Here is a 17,982-nt window from a genome sequence, read left to right as displayed (position 1 = left end):
CCTGATTAATTCGCTTGCCCGCTGTATTTGCCCAATGTCTTGGCAGCACCGGCTTTCTCATTTCCTCCCCAAACTGAGCTAAACTTTTCTGTGTAGTAACGTACCAAATCGACCGTTCGGATAAACTCAACCGGATCGACGATGCTGGCATTTGCGACAGCTCTCGGCTCCGTACGGCCCAGCATCTTTTCCAAGGGAACAAGCGAGATCGGCTGCTTGAGACTCACTTTCACCTCTCGCTTCAATAATCCTCGCTCGTAAGCAATTGACCCTTGAAACCGCGCCAGTTTTCCTTCCCCGAGCCAAGAAGAGCCTCCCGCCAGCTTCCGGGCCGCCAATTTCATGCTCTCCCGTTCTCCCGTTGATGGCAGTTGCAGCGTTACTTCATCAGGGGCCGTTCCTGTAGAAAGCCCAAATAATGATTGCAGCGCCTGATCCTCGGCAACCCTCCAATACAGCCCGTCATAGGCGTCACCCTCTACTATGCCGCTGCGGGTATTTCGGTTGCTATTGTCCCAGCTGTAGGCTGTCCTCTCTGCCGTAACCGACGCCGTATAATAGACCATGGTCTGCTGATAAAGATAGACGGCAAACAGAATGAAAATTAATACCATCACCAGCAATACAGGAAATACGATGGCGGATTCCAGCGTAAAGCTTCCCCGCTCACAGCACAGTTGGCGGAGCCACACGGATCTAGTTGAAGATTTGATCAGCTTGCTCATCGGCTTTCCCCATAAGATTCTCTATTAAATCAATAATCCAGTCTTTAAAGAGCAATGCAATAATGATAACGACAGCGATAATAAGAATAATTTCAAGCGTGCCCAGACCGCTTTCCGAGCGCCAAAATGAACGCATGGCCCCCGCTGCTTTTTTCATCATCTTCATCTTAAATCTTCCTCTCTGCTTATCATTTAATAGCAATCCTATCTTCTAACCCATCATCAACATGGCTGGCGCCGCAACGAAAACCATTAATACGAGCAAAATGCCAACCAGCGGAAACACCAGCTTGGAGGAAGCTTCTTCACCTCGTGAACGAGCCACCGCTTTGCGTTTTTCCCAAAGCGAATAAGAAAGCTCTCGCAGCGCGAGCACGAAATGCTCGCCGCCTTTCCGGTAATTGAGCAGCAATACCGTTGTGAAAACAGATACCTCCTGTACCGAGCAGCTCCGATTAAACCTCTCGGCAGCAACGGTGAATGATTCCCCATTGCTTAGCGAATGAACAACTTTGCCCCATTCCTTGTACAAGGGATGTTCTTGGGCTTCTTTGCCTTCTTGACAGCGAATCAAAGCCTGCATCACGGGTTCGCCTGCTCCGACGAGCAGCATAAGCTTGCTTAGCAGCTCCGGCAGCTCCAGAATAACAGCCTGTTTGCGCCGCTCGATCAATCTTCCCGCTTCCAGCATCGGGCGGAGAAATAGTACGACGCCGATAATGAGCCCCATCGCCATTAAAGTCATTTCTTCCGCCAGCCAAGCGAGAAGCGAACAAGCGGCAATGGCTGCATAACCATATGCAGCAGCGGCTGCCAGCAGCCGCTTCGTCTGTTCGAACGGCCAGTCTAGACCTCGAAGCACAACTTGCTTTGCGTGATAGCTGCTAAGCGGGAGTTGGATCTGCTCATAGATGCCGCTTCTCTCAAGCACGCTAGCAAAGGGATCGATTAGCAGCCAATCTTTAGCGTTGCCTGCCGCTCGCCGATTTTTTCCAAGCCGGATGAGCCTTCCTAAGGTTGGTCTTCCAAGCAGGACAAGCCATGCCGCCATAAGAATCAGCGGGACTGCCGCCATTTCTCATCCCTCCTCATACTCGAATGTTCATTATTTTTTGAATGAACCAGAAGCATAAACCCAATACCGCCATGCCGGCCGTTAATAGTACATATCCGGCACCTCCGTAGAGCGGCGCCATGTAGTCCGGAGCTGCCGCGCTAAGAAAACCTAAAAACGCAAAGGGAACAGCCATCATAATCCGAGCCTCAAACCGTTTCTGCGCGACCATGACGGCAATTTCCTGCTGCACCTCAAGCTTCTCTCCAATCGTCTGCGACGTTCGTTTCATCACCTCCACCAGATCGCCGCCAGACCGTTTGCAAACGGCGAATACTTCAGCAAATTGCGTAATATCGTCAATATACGCCCGCTCCGCGAATTGGCGCAAAGCATGCTCCAGCGGCTCCGAATGGTCGAGCCGGTGCTTGACGATCATAAATTCGCGCAACAGCTCTGTGCGAGGGTCAGGATATAAAAGCTTCAGATCGTCAATCGTAGCGACAAATGCATTCTCAACAGACCTTCCCGCTGCAAGCGATGATGTCAACGAATACAATGCTTCTTTGAATTGAAGCTTCAGCCTCTCCTTCCTCCGCCGAAGCAAAGATGCCTTATACAGCCTGGGAGCGCAGCAGCCGATACAACCAAGCACAATCGATACAACAATGGAATGATAAATCAAATAGATAGCTGCAAAAACGATGCACCAGCCTGCTGCAGCAGAGATAATGAATTGACGGATCGTTAGTCTGTACTCGTTATAATCTTGTAATAAAGCTGCCCCGCCAGTTGCGCCGGAAGCATCCGTATATCCCATCCACGCAAGTCCCGCTCTTACTCTCGCCGACTGACCTTTCTTTCTATTCTGAAGCTTCGCAGCTTGTACTCCTGTCCTGACCGTACGACTCATTGTCCCTCCCCTTCCAAGCGATCCGCCAAGCCCGCCATCCGCAGCTTGTCGCGGTGCCGCAGTATGTGCTCGGTACGCTTCAAGCTGCCGATTACCTTGCCGTCCTCCTCGCCTTCCTCATGGAATACATAGAGCGGAACGACGCTGATCTCCCCTTTCTCGACGCCAACAACTTCGCTAATTTCCGTCACACGCCTGGAGCGGTCTCGGAACCGGGACAGATGAATGACAATGTCCAGCGCCGATGCGATTTGCTGACGAATGACCTGCACCGGCATATCGGCCGCCGAGAGCGCCATCGTCTCCAGACGTGCCATCATATCGCGGGCTCCGTTAGCATGGCCAGTGGACATCGATCCGCTATGCCCAGTGTTCATCGCCTGCAGCATATCAAGCGTCTCTCCGCCCCGAACCTCGCCGACAATGATCCGGTTCGGACGCATCCGCAGTGAAGCGCGAATGAGCTCTCGGACCGTAATCGCTCCTTTGCCCTCGGTATTCGCATTCCGCGTCTCCAGTGATACAAGATTGGGAACGCTGCGGATCTGCAGCTCGGCCGAATCCTCTATCGTCACAATGCGCTCATCCTTGGCTATAAACTGCGATAATGCATTCAAGAATGTCGTCTTGCCCGTCCCCGTACCGCCGCTAATAAACAGGTTATATTGCGCTTGCGTCAGCAGTTGCAGCAACCGGGCCGCTTCGGCGGATATAGAGCCGGCGGCAACGAACGACTCCATCGTTAACGGACGCTCCGGAAACTTCCTTATCGTCATTGAAGGTCCGCGCAGCGCTACCGGCGGCAGCACGACGTGGACACGGGAGCCATCCTTCAGCCTCGCATCAACAATCGGCGAAGATTCATTGACGACACGGTTGACGCTCGACACAACGGCTTGTATAAGATCCTCCAGCCGCTCCCGGCTCTCGAAGGCAGCAGGAAGCAGAGAGACATGCCCGCTCCTTTCAATAAAGATTTCTGCATGATGGTTGATCATAATTTCCGTTACGGTCGGGTCGTCCATCAGCGGCTGCAAAATATCAAGTCCACGGAAGGAATGATAGAGCCGGCGGACGAGCTTTACTTTCTCTGAAACGGTGAGCGGGTGCTCCTCGCACCAGCGGAATACATTGCGCTCTACCAGTTCCATCAGCCTATCGTCGGAAACCGCCCCTCCAAAATCGATTTGAGCACGAATCTGTTCTCTCAGCGCAAGGACGATCTCATCCGTCAGCAAGCCTGTCTCCCCCTCCTTCCTTCATCAGTTGCCGGAATAACCGCTCTACCGCTGCTTTATACTGAGGGGCAGCTATGACAGACTGCGGCTGGATGCTGCCCGCTTCGCATTCCGGCAAAGCTGCAGCGATCGGTCTGGCCTCACTCCAATCTCGTTGCGGCAGCCGCTCACCGCTCCCTCCGGAACGGCGATTCACAACAAATTGAAAGCGCCGTTCAACCGCTTGAAACCGGCTGCCCCAACGCTGCGAGCCATACCGGCATGCCAGTTCACTCTTCCGTTTGACGGAAGGATCATCGGTCAGCAGCCAAACAATCTGATCGCTTCGTTCATAGAGTGCAACATGGAGCTCATCAAGCGCTTCATCCATATCAATGACGATCAGGTCGTATTGACCGGAAGCGGCGACGGCCTTAACGATTGCCTCGGCATCCGCTGCCTGAAGCGTCATGCGGTCATCGGCATTGGAGAAGGCCGGCAAGTAGTCACCCTTGAGCGCAGAATGCCGCTTGCGATGCTGGAGCAGCCAGCCGTTGACCTTCTCCGGCTGGGCTTTCAGCAAGTAAAGCAGCTGCGACAATCCTTCGCCCTCGGAGGAGCCTGCCTCTTTGCCTAACCAAGCCTCCATGGCATTCCAGCGCTCCAGGTTTAAATAAAAGGCGCGGTAGCCTGCTGCCCCCGCTGCATTCATCAACTGCAAGCATAAAGTCGTCTTACCGACACCTCCAGAGGCTGAATATACCGCCAGGACGGATGCACCTTCCTCCGCCTTCTGCCTAGACATGCCGCCGGAATCAGCGTAAAGCGCGGCAATCCGGTGCAGAAGCTCGGGCAGCGGCTGAAATTGCCGCAGCTCCGGAAATTCAGCGCTTCCGCCATCTCCTCCTACCAGCACAGCCGTAGGCACATTGGGAAGAAAGGATTCCGCAGTCTTCAGCATCGAAGGTTGTGCGGCTATAAAATCAACAGGGTACCCCCCTTTCAAGAAATGAACAAAAGCTTCCGGATGAGTAAAAGCCGTTAGCTGCCACTTCCCTCCGAACGGGCTGTCGCGGATGTAATCCGCCAGCCGTCTCGCATATTCCTGTTCCTTGACGGCGATTGCCAATTGCAGCTTCAATCCTTAACCTCCTCCTGAATGCATCGGACAAACGCAAAAAAGCACCGTAAAAGGCGCAGTTACCTGCGGCCCTTTACGGTGCTTCCGTATTTGCCGTTATAGATTGACTAAAATTTACCATAGGTCCAATCGATTCGTCAACCATCAATTTCCTTCTAAAAATCTGAAAAAAATTAGAAAAAATAGATACAAATCGTATCACATATGCTATACTTAGAAACGTAACGTAGCTCATACATATGAGTTGCCAGATCCAATTGAAAGGAGGTGACCGGAATGAAAAAGCAATGGGAAGCTCCTGAACTGGAAACGTTGGATGTGAAAATGACATTCGACGAGGGTGATGCTGAAACTCAAACTTTACATTGGCCACCGAAAAGCGGCGGCTGGTGGCCTTGGCCTTGGTAATAAAAAGCGTAAAAGTAAACCCTATTCCTCCTCAGAGAGGAACCAGGGTTTATTTTTTGTCTCGTAAATAAAAAAAAAGCATTGGAGGCTACAAGCCTGCAATGCCCTGCTCTTAAGACTGGTTCGCCAAAAGCCTTTGGAACACGCCCCGCGGTTCAGAAGAGAGCTGTGCATACCCGCCCTGCTGAACGATTTCCCCGTCTTCCAGCACGATAACCTGGTTAGCATTACGAATCGTCGACAACCGGTGAGCAATGACGATAATGGTCATCTTCCCTTTAAGCCGCTCAAGCGCCTCTTTGATCCGCAATTCGTTCTCATTATCCAGCGCACTCGTTGCCTCATCCAGCACCAGAATGGAAGGTTTACGCAGTATCGCCCTCGCCAGCACAATGCGCTGCCGCTCTCCGCCGGAAAGCTTCACTCCGCGGTCTCCCACAATCGTATCCAGCCCCTGCGGCAAATTTCGGACAAATTGCTCGGACGCCGAGAAAGACAAGGCCTCCCACATCTGCTCGTCCGTTGCCTCCGGGACAACCAGCTTCAAATTATCGCGCAAGCTGCCATGAAACAGAAAGGGATCCTGCGCCACATAACCGATAGACTGCCTGAGTCCGTACAAACGCTCATCTGTCAGTTCTTTTCCGTCAACCAGCACTTTACCGGAAATCGGTTTGATCAGCCCCATCAACAAATCGACCAGTGTGCTTTTCCCCGCACCCGATTTGCCGACGATCGCCGTCATCTGATTGGCAGGAATGCTAATATTAATGTTTTTCAGAGCGTAGTGAACTTCCGATTCTTCCGCTCCTTCTGAGCCGTCATAGCAATAGTGGATCCCGCTGCATGCAATGCTTCCCTCCACCCGAAGTGGAGCGATCGCCTCGTCATCCAGCGATTCATCGGCTTCCCGTGCCTCGTCGCTTTCCTGCTGCAAGGTAGTCAGCGACTCAAAGGCAGACATTTCCGACACCAGACGTTCCAGGCTGGACTGAATCGAGATAAACCTCGGCCACAGCCTCGTGAAGATCAGGACGATGAGCAGCAGCTGTTCCGCAGCCACATGAAGAAACGTTATGGAGAAATAGACGAATACGGCGATCAGCAGCACAGAGGAAACCCGGTAGAGCAGCTGCGAATTCGCATACAGCCGATAAGCGCGCAAATAGTTGGTTTCGATCTTTCCCGCCAGTGTCTGAAACCATGAAATATGGGAGCTTTCGAGCTGATTGCTCTTAATATCCTTCATTCCGCCGAAATGGTCGTTCAAGCCAGCGAAATAGCTTTTAAACAGCCGGGAGGACTCTTGCCCGTATTGTGCCGACTTGCGAATAAATCTGCGGGATACAAGCGAGAGCACGAGGCCGCTTGCGATGATGATGGCCGTCAGCTGGAACGAGAGCCACATGGCGAAGCCGATCTGAATGACCGTGAACGCCACAGAGGAAATTAACATCAGAAACAAATCGATGCCCCGGCTTACCCGGTTCAATTCCGTAGACAGCATCTGGTTGAAATCGGATTTTCTCCGTTTCAGAAAAAACTCCCATTTCGCCCTCAGGAGGGAGCGATGTGTCTCGACCCGCAAGCTTTTCACATATTTCTGCGATATTTTTTCAGAAAGAACCGTCTGATTTCGCTGCAGCAGCGCCTGTCCTCCGACGAGCAAAATGTAAGCCGCCAGCACGATCGGCAAATTCAACGGGATCTTCAATTCTTCCAAAGCCTTCATTGCCGAACCGACGAACGGCACCGCATCGACATTCATATCGAAAGCACCAATAATGCTAAGCAGTGGAATGATCAAAAAAATGCCGATGCCTTCCAGACAGCTGACCAGCAGCATAAGCGTCAGATGCAGCAGCACCTTGCTGCCGGCTACAGCGTACAGCTTTTTCAATAGGATGCGCATTGCCTTCACGTTGGAAAAGCCTCCTTAAATGGACTGCCGCTTCACTTGCCTCCATATCCACAGAAACGGGCGGAGCGGAAAATAGAGAAAATGGAGCGCTTTGGGAAGCGGCAGAACCTCTGCATCCCAGGAGCTTGGATAAATCTTATTTAGCAAGTAAAGCCCCTTCTGACTGAACGGCATCGTAGCCAGCATATAGCGGTTGTAATAAATCGCAATGTCCCGCTTCTCCGGTTTGGGATGCAGGATCGCCCTCTCCCGCATAAAGATCAGCACATAGGGAGCAAGCTTCTCCCCCTTGTTAGAGGCAGACAATGACGCTAGAGCATCCGGCAGCTTCGTCCCAAGCAAACCTTGAGCAAGCACGAACGCAAGGCCGATCAGGTCGCGGCCGCGATAGGTCTGCAGCAGTTGCTGTATTGTATCCCGTTCCAGCGGTTTGGCGACGATACGATCGATATCGAGCAGCCAGCGCAAGCAGGACCAGCCATGTCTCGTTCCATGAAGCACGAGGTAAAGAAACAAATCCTCATTGCCCAGCGAATGAACCGAAGGGTGCAGAGTGCTTACTTGCCTCCTGGCCCATAATGCCTCGAAATCCGGCTCCTTCACCGTATCGGGATTCAGCCGCCAATGCAGCTCGATTTCAATCCCTTTCTCATAATGAAAATAAGAGAGATGATGGGTTTTGCGCTCCGTATTATTAAGCAGCAGCGGCGTATCCTCGCTGAGACGGTAGCCCTCCTCCATCAGCAGCTTTTCCGTAAGCTTCATGTCCGCCTTCGATACAAGAATGTCGAGATCCTTGGACGTTCGTCCCGATATATCGCCATAAAGAAGAGCGGCCAGCGTCGGGCCCTTCAGCATTAGCGAACGTATGCCCTTTCCTTCCAGAAGCTGTACGACACGCTCCATTTCTCCGCGCAGATGAAGCATTTCATATGTATTTTTCATAAAACGATGACTCATCTTCTGCATAATGGCCGGAGGAACAAATTGCCGCTCGTCATTCAGCCGCTTGAGCAGAGGATATACAACCGGATTGACGTGATGATAGCCGACATAGAATAAAAACTCATTCCAGTCTATTTGCTGCGACTGCTCCCACGCCTCTTCAAAGGTAACGGTTCTGTCGCTCTGCAACAGTAACAGCAGCATATTAAATTCCTTCGAAAAGGAACGCTTGTCGAGCGCATTCGGGCTGCTCATCCCAATCTCTCCCCTTTGAACACAGTCGCATCGTTGGCGAACATGGCTACAACTGTATATTCATTCATAATCTCCGCCCCCGTTGCATAAAAGGCGCCCGCCCTGAGCCACGCATGCGCGGTCATTTTGCCGCTGTCATCCTTTTTTGTCCCCAGGTAAAGCGTACTTTCAATGCCCCGTTTCTCCAGCATTTTCATACCGGCAATCGCCATTACCATGCACTTGCTCTCCCATAGCGTATATCTGCTCATAACGCGCAGCGTCCATGAGATCATTCGAGCAGCCTCCTCATGATCGGGGGAGGAGACGTAAGCCGTCTCTTCCATCGCTACGCCAAGGGAGGGAGCTACTTTCGAGAACGGCATCGCTTTCACGATCCGGGCCCAGCCCAAATACCAGTAGGCTTCCAGCAGCAGCAGCTTCGTCCGGCGATCGGACGCCAGCCATTTGTTGACCCTGCCCGCCATGCTAAGCTTCGTCAGACCGGATCTGAATGAGCCCTTGCTCTGTCAATTGAGCCAGAAAGGCGGTCACTTGACGCTCGCAAGCCTCACGGTCGATTTCATACTCCGTGCACAATTCATCGACCAGCCCTTCTAACGTAGAAGGCTCTGACAGAAGCTCCCATATCCGCCCGCCCGTCTGGCCTAAATTGTAATATTTCCCGGTCGAGACACTCATCATGACTTTATCGCCGCCCATATCGCTGACCAGAAAGCCCTCCGCTCGTATTACGGTCTGACCTGCAAAAACACCGGATGGTGTTGTCATTGCACCAGCTCTCCTTTCATCGCCACATTTAAAATTTCATTCACGAGCAAATCTGCTGTAAAGCCGTGTTTCGGACGTTTCAACCGGTAGCAGTCTACCTGTGATGCGATAGTCGAAGACATCTGGAAATGCCAGGGTCTTAAATCCAGCTTCGTCAGCAACGCACCGCTATAAGTGTGCATATAGAGCAACTGCATGCGTTCCAGCTTGGATAGCGGCTTCAATTCGACAGTCTCGCTGTCTTCTGCCGCCTCTAATTCGAATAGCGCAGCCAGAGGCATTGACTCCTGGTGAAACTGATCTGCAACCGGTATGGCATACTTCTCGTAGTCATCCCCGATGGGATTAAAATGCGCAGCATTCATTTGAAAAAAATCGAGGCTTTCCTGCCACAGCTTCTGCTGCGGAAATCCCGGATGCGCGACCGGGCCGTTCTCCCCTGCTCCAAGCGTAACCGGAACGATATCATCGCTTAGCAGCTTATAGCCCTGACGTAAAAAAGCTGCTGCCAAGGTCGATTTGCCAGCACCGCATTCCCCAACGAAAGCGTAAGCCCTTCCTTCGATAACGACGGCACTGCCATGCAGCGGAATGGCTCCTCTCTGAAACAATGCAAACGCGAAACCGAGGCCCAGCAAATAAATCCGATAATCCCGCGGATCGGCCCCTTCCGCCGGCATCATCTGAATACGGCTGCCGCCCGTTATCCGGTAGGTCGCCGCTTTATCCAAGCCGAGCACCATCTCGTTCCCCTTAACCGCAAAGGGACGATCCGGATCCAGTTCATTGCGAAGAGCGGTTAAATCCGCCCATTCCACGATAAAATCCGGTTCAAAATCCGGTTCATTAACGCTCAGCAGTTCCGGCAGTTCAAAATCACTAGCAATTCGCAGTCCAAATGCCAGATAGTGCCGCTTATCTATACCTGTACGACCATCCATCATCTGAGCAATCGCCCCCTTAAATGATACTAATTGTAGCAATTATAGCATAAAAAATTAACGAATTGTATCTTTTTTTCGCTCTTTTATTGTAAAATCTACAAAATGGAGCAATTTCTCTGTAAATAGGCGCTCATTGAATTTTTCCGCATGTTCGCGTATCGCATCCGCATTCCATACATGCTTGTCGAAGCTTTCCAGTGCCTCGGCAAATGACTCCGTCGTCTGCGTATCGAAGTAGATCCCGTTAAGTTCCGGCACAATCGTATCCAGCGCACCGCCTCCGCGATATGCAATAACCGGCCGGCCGCAAGCATTGGCTTCCAGCGGAGTAATGCCGAAATCCTCCAGACCGGGAAACAACAGCGCTTTGCATCGCTGCATATGGGAAACGACCTCTTTATCGTCTATTCGGCCCAGGAAGGAAACAGTTGGCCCTGCTAATTGCTCCAGCCGCTCCCGGTCATCCCCATCTCCGATGACGAGCAATTTCTTATTCAACCGCGTGCAAGCCTCCACTGCAATATCAAGACGCTTGTAGGAGGCTAGGCGGGAGACGATAAGAAAGTAATCATCCGGCTGCCCGGTTGCAATGGAGAAGCGGCTTATATCGACTGGAGGATAGACGACAGCTGCGTCTAGTCCGTAATACTGCTTAATCCGGTCTTTAACGACGTTGGAATTAGCGATCACTCTGTCCACCCGCTTGGAATTCGCCTTGTCCCATGCACGCAGCGGCATCGTAAAAGCTTTTGCTATCGCCTTCAAAGGCTTCGGCATCCGGGTATGATCCATATAACTGTCGAAATCCCAGGCGAATCGCATCGGCGCATGGCAATAGCAGACGTGCACGCTATCCCTCGACTTGCGCACCCCTTTGGCGTAGGCGCTGCTGGAGCTGACGATAATGTCGTAATTTCTAACATTTATCGATCGGACTGCAAGCGGATAAAGCCAGAAATAGAGCTTGAAGCTGCTCGTTATCCGCGGAATCCTCTGCATCCATGTCGTAATGATTGATGCCGATCGCAGCTCCGGAAGCAGCTTATCCTGATCAACGATCGTCGTGTAGATCGGCGCCTCGGGAAACATTTTGTGCAGCACACCCACTACCCGCTCCGCTCCGCCCATTTGATTCAAATAATCATGAACAATGGCTACTCTGGGACTATTCATTTGGCAATCCCCCTCGCTCGTTCAACCGGCTTCACATTTACACCTGTTCTCTGGCCTGTTCGAGCGATGTCTTCGTACACATGCTCCAGCTTTTCGGCTGCCCCTTCAATGGAAAAGAAAGCTTCGATCCGCTTGCGGCCGTTAACGCTTAGCGTAGTCCGCAGCTTGCGATCGTCCAACACGCTTCCAATACTGGCGGCGAGAGCTTTCGTATCCGTTGCCGGATATAGCAAACCGCTTATGCCAGGCTCAATAATATCCGATACGCCGCCGCCGTCTGTCGCAACGACTGGCGTCCCCTTCGCCATCGCTTCGATAATGACCCGCCCAAAGGGCTCATTCTCCGAGCATAGCAGCAGCATATCGGCAGCATTGCAAATCTCGTCGATATCCTCGCGAAAACCGGTAAATCGTACACGGTCTTCCATATGCAGAATAGAGACAAGCAGCTTCAACCGTTCGAAATAAACCTCATTCTCTGAACGGAATTTCGGTTCTCCCACGATCCATAAATAGAGATCGCGATTGTCCAGAAGCAGAGCATGGAGCGCTTGAATCGCATCCTCCTGCCGCTTCCACGGCGTGATTTGCCCGACAATGACAAGTACCCCGCTTTCCATTGGCGTCTGAAGCTCGCCTCGGAGCTCCTTCTTGCTGTACCTTCTTGCAAGCTCATCCTGCTCTTTCAGTACCGCGCCATTATGAACAAGATGGATGCGATTCTCCAGCGCTCTGGTCTTCATCCCCTCCAGCACAGGCTGCGAGATCGCAATTAATGCCTGTGTCGTACCAGCCGCCAGCAAGCGGATTAGCCCGCCAATGATTCCTTTCGGCGGCATGTCGTGAAGATGCCAAGCAAGCGGAATCCGGTGGTACCAGCGAAACATCGACGCCATAATGCCGGCACGTACCGAGTTGGCATGAATCACGTCCGGCCGCGCTTTATTAACCATAGAGGCAAATCGCCAGCCTGCAAGCGCCATACCGGCCGCTCCTTTGACCAAGCGAATCGGATTCATCGACAGTCTCGCACTATAGCCCGGCAGCGCAACTGTCTCCATCCCCTGGCTTCGAGCCCGCTCCAGCAGCTCGCCTTCCGGCGCATACAGTACAAATGAAGTTTGCGGCATGTAAGCTGCGGTTAACAGCAAATTAATTTCTGCGCCGCTCACTTCGCTCGTATGATTATATAGAGCGATTCTCATCGGTATCGCGTCCTTTCTTCCTTGTGCACAATGAATTAATGCCCGGCTTCGGTTTGCCGGTAATTCCGAATATAGGTCAAAGAGGTTCCCATCGTTCTTCTCGCATCCTTAAGCCCCGGCAGCCCTTTATGCTTCAAGTCGCTCAGCAGCAAGTGACAGCAAGCCAGCGATAAGAACATCCAGCCTTTAACGGGAAGCTTCTCGGTGTACGTATATCGTTTGAAAGTCACGTAAAACCTGGAAGCTTCAATGACCGGTTTATAATAATCACGATTGACCGGAGAACTGTTATGCTTAATAAAGGCCTGCTCGCACAATATAATTTCATAGCCGCTATTTACAGCTCGCGTCGAAAAATCGACCTCGTCATACCCGTACACCAATTGCTCATCAAAGCGAACCGTTTGAAACAATTCACAAGGGAAAATCGCGCTCCCCATTACTAGCGTATTCAGCCCCTCCGACCGGTCGTACAGCTTGGTCTGAAACCCTAGAAACGATTGATCCTTCGGATACACTTTATCGTTGCTTCGGCCATATTCGATACCGGTCAGAATCACCTTATCTCTGCGGGACGCTTCCACCTGTTCCAGCCTTCTGTCTAGCCGCGCGATGCATTCCGTCCCCAGCTCCATGTCATCATCCATAAACAAAAGATGCGTTCCGGTTGCGCGCTGCAGCACATGATTGCGGTTCGGGCCAAGTCCCTTTCTCGGACCTTCGATAAACACCGTTTGCGGAAAGCTAGACGCAACCATATCCTTTGTACGAAGATCGGTACTGTCATCAGATACGATGACTTCAAATGCGGGTATGGTGGACTGTTCGATCGAGAGCAGCGCCTTCTCCAAATCCTCGGGACGATTTCTCGTGCAAATGCAAATACTGAGTTGAATACTCATGGCCTAGCTACCTCCCATTGGCTAACTAACGGAATCGCTTCCTTTTCTCCAGCTCAACTTCGAACACTTGAGTAACGGCATCTGCCACTCTATCCCATGTGTAATGCTGCAAGACATGCTCCCTGCATTGTTCACGGGAAGGCAAGCTCAGTCTTTGTTCCAAAGCCGCTGTTATCGTCTTGCTCATCGCCTCCGACGATCCATCCTCGAACAATAGGTCCGTCGACAGCTTGCTTAGAATCTCTCTTGTTCCGCCAAAAGGCGTACCGAGCACCGGAGTGCCGCAGGACAGCGATTCTACGGTGACAAGCCCAAATCCCTCCAACGTTATCGTAGGCACGATGCTAAAGTCGGCTGCCTGATACCATTCCACCAGAACCTCGTTTGACACCCTTCCCAGCAGCTTGATGTGATCGGAAAGCTGAAGTCTTTCCACGAGCCGGCTGTATTCCTCCCGCATCGCCCCGTCTCCCGCAATGAACAGACGAACATCGGGATGCTGCTCCACAATCGCAGTCATCGACTCGATTAATCGGTCAATACCCATTCGGCGAACGATTCTCCGGGCACAGAACAAGAGCTTTTGCTCAGGCTGTACGCCAAGCTTTCTTCTTAGTCCTTCCCGGTCCGGATGCGGCTTGAATTTCTCATGCTCCACCGCGCCCGGAATAATATGTATCTGTTTGTCTTCCATTCCGTATTGTTCGGTCAGGATATCCCGGAAATATTCGCTAAGGACAATAAAGCTGTCTGAGCGGCGGTAAGTCATGAGTTCAACTTGCTTCTTCAGCCAATAACGAGACTCTCTCATCAGAGGGGAACGGTGATGCTCTTCCACCTTCGATTCCAATGCCCAAGGTCCGTGAAAATGGGTGACGATCGGCACATGCTGCGGCAAGACAGCTCTGGACACCATTGCCGCATAGGGCGCGAAGTGCGGATTAAACACCTCTGGCTGAAACACTTCTACCGATTGACGGGTCTTCTGTCTCAGCGATCTCATTCGGGTGATTAGCGGTGTTTGTGCAGAAGCTGCCTCTACGATATTCAGCTCCGTCAACAGCTGGTCTCCGCTCTCCGTCACGACAAATCCCAGCTCTGCATGCCCATAATCCTTCATGGCGGCCGTATAATCGGCAAAGTACCGGTTCAGCCCGCCCGGCTGCAGATCATTCCAGCCCAATCCTGTCGATAGCAGCTTCATTGTCGCTTCTCTCTCTTTCTGATCGATATAGGGTGATCACAAATGAAATGTCCTTACAGCTTGCTCTCTTTCAATTGCTCATAAAAAGAAATCGCCTCTCCGGCGATACGGTTCCATTCATGCTGTTGCGCCGTTTCATAAGCTTTTTTCCTTATGGATTGCAGGAAGTCGGTATCTTCGATAAGCTGGCTCAATTTCTTCTGAATGGCCGCAGCATCCCGGAAAGGAATAATCAAGGCATCTCGTCCATCAATTAAGAAGGAGCCTGTTGTGAAGGAGGAGATTGGGGCCAGTCCGCAAGCCATCGCTTCCAAGAGGGAAAGCGGGAACCCCTCTGAGAGGGTCGGAAATAATTTGATATGATGATTCACAAGCAGCTTAGGAAGCTCTTCGTGGCTATATGCTGGGACGACATCAATTTGATCGTGAAGCTGCTCGTCATAATCCTGAAGAACGGTTTCCCGCGAGCATCCTGTGCCGATAAAAGATATTTTAACGTGGGGAAATTGCCGTAATATCCCGTCTAGCGCTTGAGCCGTGTAGTGAATGCCTTTCCTCGGAATATAACTGCCGATTTGGGCGATCCGAATCTCCGGGCCTAGATTAAAATCAATCGGCAAATGCAGAAATTCATCCGGCAGGCCATTTCTCACGACCCGGGCAAGCGGACTTCGCACCCTCAGCCGGCTGACTGCATATTCAAAATCTCGATGGTTCAGAAACAACGCTCCGTCCGCTCTTCGAAAGGAGATCGCGACTTCCTGAAGCCGAAGACCTCCGTGATAGAGCGGATACTTCCATGACAATTTGAGGTTTCCTCTGCGCTGCTCCTCCAGCATATTTTCGTGCATCGTATGCTCGAGACCATGACTTCTGGACACCAGTGCAGGTGATCGTTTTCTGCTTCTTAGCAGCGACCACACCCATGCATCACCGCTAGAGGCATCAACCACATCCAGTTCCCCTTTTTTGGCGAGCTGCTTAATTCTGAGATAAAGGTAATATGGAAACAGAACGGCCTTCCACTTTCCCGGGATATAAGAGGGCAGATCATCAAAGGAGAACATCACTGCGTTATGCCCCAGCCTCTGATATTGCTTGTATAGTTGAAAGGTTACGCCGGGCGCGCCCGCGTTTTTGTTCATTTCGTGGTGAATGGAGAGAAGAATATTCATGACATTGCACCTGCCGTTTCCAACGTGGAGGCGCCTTTCCAATCGGGGCAGTAGGAAAGATATTCAACGGCCACCTGCTCCCAGGAATGCGACTTGGCCCACTCTAATCCTTTATCCAACATTTCCTGATAACCCTCTCGGTTCGATAACCCTTCGATTAAAGCGGAAGCCAGCTGGTCATCTGATGCCAGAATGCCATATTCCCCGCCATTTAGAATTTCAACCGCTCCGGGATTAGGCGTACTGACAACCAAAGTCCCGCTGGCGAGCGCCTCCAAGTAAGGCAGGCCAAAGCCTTCGTAAGTCGAAGGCATGCAATAAATATGGGCTTGCCGGAAAAGCTCAGCCAATTGCTCGTTGCTCAGGCTTTGATAATAGGTTACGCCGTCATGCGGCTCGTCAGGATAGCACACCATCCATAGCTGAGCGTTTGGAATCTTCGGCTTAATTACGGAAACGAATAAATCTCTTAACAGACGGCCCCTCTTCCGGCTGTCGAGCGCCCCTACAAATAAAATAGTAGGATCTGCCGCCTTATCTCCGGGATAAAACAACTGGTGATCGACTGGCAGATGCAGCACTTTATCCTGCGGGCGGGAACGGTATAAAGTCTGTGTATCTTGCGAGTTGAATAACGTGACGGTTGATTGTCTCCAAGAGAGCAGCTCCAGTAAATAAAGCACCGAGAGATTTAACTTCCTCAGCCATTTTTTGTTATGCTGAACCTCTCGATAGGCACTGCCGTGCATGATGCGGACCCAGGTTTTCCCTGAGCGCCGCATCGCCCAATCATCACCGCTGGAAATGACAAGATCGTAAGCGCCGAAGTCTACGTCTCGGCCTTTGAACGGCGCTAAGTAATAACGGGCAAACCGATTTTTCACTTCCGTGTCTTCAAATAAAGGTGATACCTTATAATTCAATTCCTCCGGATAGCCATTCAGCGTGATTGCGGTCACGTCATAGCCCATATCGGCCAGCTTCGTGCATAGCCGATGATTATAATGGCTCACACCGCCGGTTCTATGGCGGGAAGAAATAAACTCTAGTGCGATAACGGCAATCCGCAGCGGTCTCAATTCGAATTTCGATACAGTTTCCATGTTCTCCATCCTTCAACTCTTCCTTTAAGTGATATGAACAGCTTTTTCAAAGCTGCCGATTTATCTATGGGCATGAGTCTGATCCATTGAATAATTCCGGGAGATGCCTTGCTGCCGATCAGAAGCGCCCAGAACAGGTAGACGGATCGTTTCACTGCGCCCAAGCTTCGCAGAATAGCGTAGGTTTCGTTATGGGCTATATTGAAAAAAGCCGCCTCATGAAACGTATTGCGCTTATCTTCATCAAACCGTTCGGCAGGGAAATGATTGACGCAAACGTTAGGATCATAAATAATTTCCCAGCCCTTTTTTTTGACTGCCAAACAAAAAGCGACCTCCATGTGCACCTGCGCCCCGCTGCCTTTTAAATTTTTATCGAATAGGAGGCCCTCTATCGCCTTTTTCCTAAAACTCATATTGGCTCCCTTTAAGATATCTGCTTGCCTCGCTTCTCCGTATCCGATGTGATGGTTGCCGATCATTCGGCCAAACCATAGCAATTGGCCTACCCGGTTTTTTCTGCCCGTTTCCAGCTGACCCGAGTGATAAACCCAGTCTTTTCCTCCGAGACCGCCAAGCCGTTCGTTAGCTTGATAATGCAGAGCGATTTTCTCTAACCAATCCGGATAAGCAACGGTATCATCGTCCGTTAGGACGATAATGTCTCCTGATGCCTGCTCGAGACCCGTGTTCAACGCCGCTATTCCACCTCCAGCCTCAACGATAGTGGCACGAACCGCCGGATCCTTATGCTGCGCTGCAAAATGTATAGTCTCAGCGTCTGTTGCCCTAGCAACTACAATGATTTCATCCGCTAGTCTGCTTTGCCTCCTGAGCCCTTCCAGACAGAGCTTCAAGCTTTGCAACCGGTTGTATGAGGGGATTATTACACTTATCCGCATTCACCATCATTCCCTTGCATATAA

Annotated in this window: 19 protein-coding genes; 1 reads left to right on the top strand and 18 read right to left on the bottom strand. The window is 51.4% G+C overall.

From position 1 onward, the window contains the following. Positions 1 to 5: 5 nt before the first annotated feature. Genes IEX98_RS18165 through IEX98_RS18140 form a run of 6 tightly spaced genes read right to left on the bottom strand, consistent with a single transcriptional unit; the run spans position 6 to position 5,050 of the window. Positions 6 to 725 carry a TadE/TadG family type IV pilus assembly protein gene (locus tag IEX98_RS18165; RefSeq protein ID WP_188890617.1) on the bottom strand — a complete coding sequence of 240 codons (720 nt, stop codon included), beginning with the start codon at positions 723 to 725 and terminating at the stop codon, positions 6 to 8. Next, positions 697 to 891, bottom strand: a complete 195-nt coding sequence (locus tag IEX98_RS18160) for a Flp1 family type IVb pilin (RefSeq protein WP_308421806.1) — start codon at positions 889 to 891, stop codon at positions 697 to 699. Before IEX98_RS18160 ends, IEX98_RS18165 begins: the two co-directional genes overlap by 29 nt. A gap of 45 nt (positions 892 to 936) precedes the next feature. Next, complete coding sequence (locus IEX98_RS18155; protein ID WP_188890616.1) at positions 937 to 1,800, bottom strand: type II secretion system F family protein; 864 nt, start codon at positions 1,798 to 1,800, stop codon at positions 937 to 939. 13 nt (positions 1,801 to 1,813) lie between these two features. Next, a complete protein-coding gene (locus IEX98_RS18150; RefSeq protein ID WP_188890615.1) occupies positions 1,814 to 2,692 on the bottom strand; it encodes a type II secretion system F family protein in 879 nt (292 codons plus the stop codon). Then, positions 2,689 to 3,927, bottom strand: a complete 1,239-nt coding sequence (locus IEX98_RS18145) for a CpaF family protein (RefSeq protein WP_229692263.1) — start codon at positions 3,925 to 3,927, stop codon at positions 2,689 to 2,691. Before IEX98_RS18145 ends, IEX98_RS18150 begins: the two co-directional genes overlap by 4 nt. After that, the gene (locus tag IEX98_RS18140; RefSeq protein WP_188890614.1) at positions 3,917 to 5,050 is read right to left on the bottom strand and encodes a hypothetical protein; all 1,134 of its coding nucleotides are present in this window, start codon (positions 5,048 to 5,050) and stop codon (positions 3,917 to 3,919) included. The genes IEX98_RS18145 and IEX98_RS18140 overlap by 11 nt, the downstream gene beginning before the upstream one ends. A gap of 276 nt (positions 5,051 to 5,326) precedes the next feature. Here IEX98_RS18140 and IEX98_RS18135 point away from each other — a divergent pair, with 276 nt between their 5' ends. After that, a complete protein-coding gene (locus tag IEX98_RS18135; protein WP_188890613.1) occupies positions 5,327 to 5,458 on the top strand; it encodes a paeninodin family lasso peptide in 132 nt (43 codons plus the stop codon). A gap of 112 nt (positions 5,459 to 5,570) precedes the next feature. Here the strand turns inward: IEX98_RS18135 and IEX98_RS18130 are convergent, their stop codons facing one another. The 12 genes from IEX98_RS18130 to IEX98_RS18075 are packed head-to-tail and all read right to left on the bottom strand — an operon-like array spanning position 5,571 to position 17,958. Further along, complete coding sequence (locus IEX98_RS18130; RefSeq protein WP_188890793.1) at positions 5,571 to 7,370, bottom strand: ABC transporter ATP-binding protein; 1,800 nt, start codon at positions 7,368 to 7,370, stop codon at positions 5,571 to 5,573. Positions 7,371 to 7,394: 24 nt separating this feature from the next. Next, on the bottom strand, positions 7,395 to 8,579 hold the full coding sequence (locus IEX98_RS18125) for a nucleotidyltransferase domain-containing protein (RefSeq protein WP_188890612.1): 1,185 nt from the start codon (positions 8,577 to 8,579) through the stop codon (positions 7,395 to 7,397). Further along, positions 8,576 to 9,046: a lasso peptide biosynthesis B2 protein gene (locus IEX98_RS18120; RefSeq protein WP_188890611.1), complete on the bottom strand. Its 471-nt coding sequence runs from the start codon at positions 9,044 to 9,046 to the stop codon at positions 8,576 to 8,578. Before IEX98_RS18120 ends, IEX98_RS18125 begins: the two co-directional genes overlap by 4 nt. Before the next feature lies 1 nt (position 9,047). Continuing rightward, positions 9,048 to 9,350, bottom strand: a complete 303-nt coding sequence (locus IEX98_RS18115; protein ID WP_188890610.1) for a lasso peptide biosynthesis PqqD family chaperone — start codon at positions 9,348 to 9,350, stop codon at positions 9,048 to 9,050. After that, positions 9,347 to 10,294 carry an aldolase gene (locus IEX98_RS18110; RefSeq protein WP_188890609.1) on the bottom strand — a complete coding sequence of 316 codons (948 nt, stop codon included), beginning with the start codon at positions 10,292 to 10,294 and terminating at the stop codon, positions 9,347 to 9,349. Before IEX98_RS18110 ends, IEX98_RS18115 begins: the two co-directional genes overlap by 4 nt. Positions 10,295 to 10,348: 54 nt before the next feature. Beyond that, positions 10,349 to 11,467, bottom strand: a complete 1,119-nt coding sequence (locus IEX98_RS18105) for a glycosyltransferase (RefSeq protein ID WP_188890608.1) — start codon at positions 11,465 to 11,467, stop codon at positions 10,349 to 10,351. Then, positions 11,464 to 12,672, bottom strand: coding sequence for a glycosyltransferase family 4 protein (locus IEX98_RS18100; protein WP_188890607.1), 1,209 nt, complete (start codon positions 12,670 to 12,672; stop codon positions 11,464 to 11,466). The genes IEX98_RS18105 and IEX98_RS18100 overlap by 4 nt, the downstream gene beginning before the upstream one ends. A 35-nt stretch (positions 12,673 to 12,707) precedes the next feature. Beyond that, positions 12,708 to 13,574, bottom strand: a complete 867-nt coding sequence (locus IEX98_RS18095; protein WP_188890606.1) for a glycosyltransferase family 2 protein — start codon at positions 13,572 to 13,574, stop codon at positions 12,708 to 12,710. A 25-nt stretch (positions 13,575 to 13,599) separates the two neighbouring features. Then, on the bottom strand, positions 13,600 to 14,778 hold the full coding sequence (locus IEX98_RS18090; RefSeq protein WP_188890605.1) for a glycosyltransferase family 4 protein: 1,179 nt from the start codon (positions 14,776 to 14,778) through the stop codon (positions 13,600 to 13,602). Between the two features lie 53 nt (positions 14,779 to 14,831). Beyond that, a complete protein-coding gene (locus IEX98_RS18085; RefSeq protein WP_188890604.1) occupies positions 14,832 to 15,953 on the bottom strand; it encodes a glycosyltransferase family 4 protein in 1,122 nt (373 codons plus the stop codon). Continuing rightward, positions 15,950 to 17,065: a glycosyltransferase family 4 protein gene (locus tag IEX98_RS18080; RefSeq protein ID WP_188890603.1), complete on the bottom strand. Its 1,116-nt coding sequence runs from the start codon at positions 17,063 to 17,065 to the stop codon at positions 15,950 to 15,952. Before IEX98_RS18080 ends, IEX98_RS18085 begins: the two co-directional genes overlap by 4 nt. Beyond that, a complete protein-coding gene (locus tag IEX98_RS18075) occupies positions 17,029 to 17,958 on the bottom strand; it encodes a glycosyltransferase family 2 protein (protein ID WP_188890602.1) in 930 nt (309 codons plus the stop codon). The genes IEX98_RS18080 and IEX98_RS18075 overlap by 37 nt, the downstream gene beginning before the upstream one ends. Between the last annotated feature and the right edge of the window lie 24 nt (positions 17,959 to 17,982).

The sequence above is a fragment of the Paenibacillus radicis (ex Gao et al. 2016) genome (genome assembly GCF_014641555.1).
GTDB classification, from domain to species: domain Bacteria; phylum Bacillota; class Bacilli; order Paenibacillales; family Paenibacillaceae; genus Pristimantibacillus; species Pristimantibacillus radicis.
This window is presented reverse-complemented; position numbering and strand designations above follow the sequence as displayed.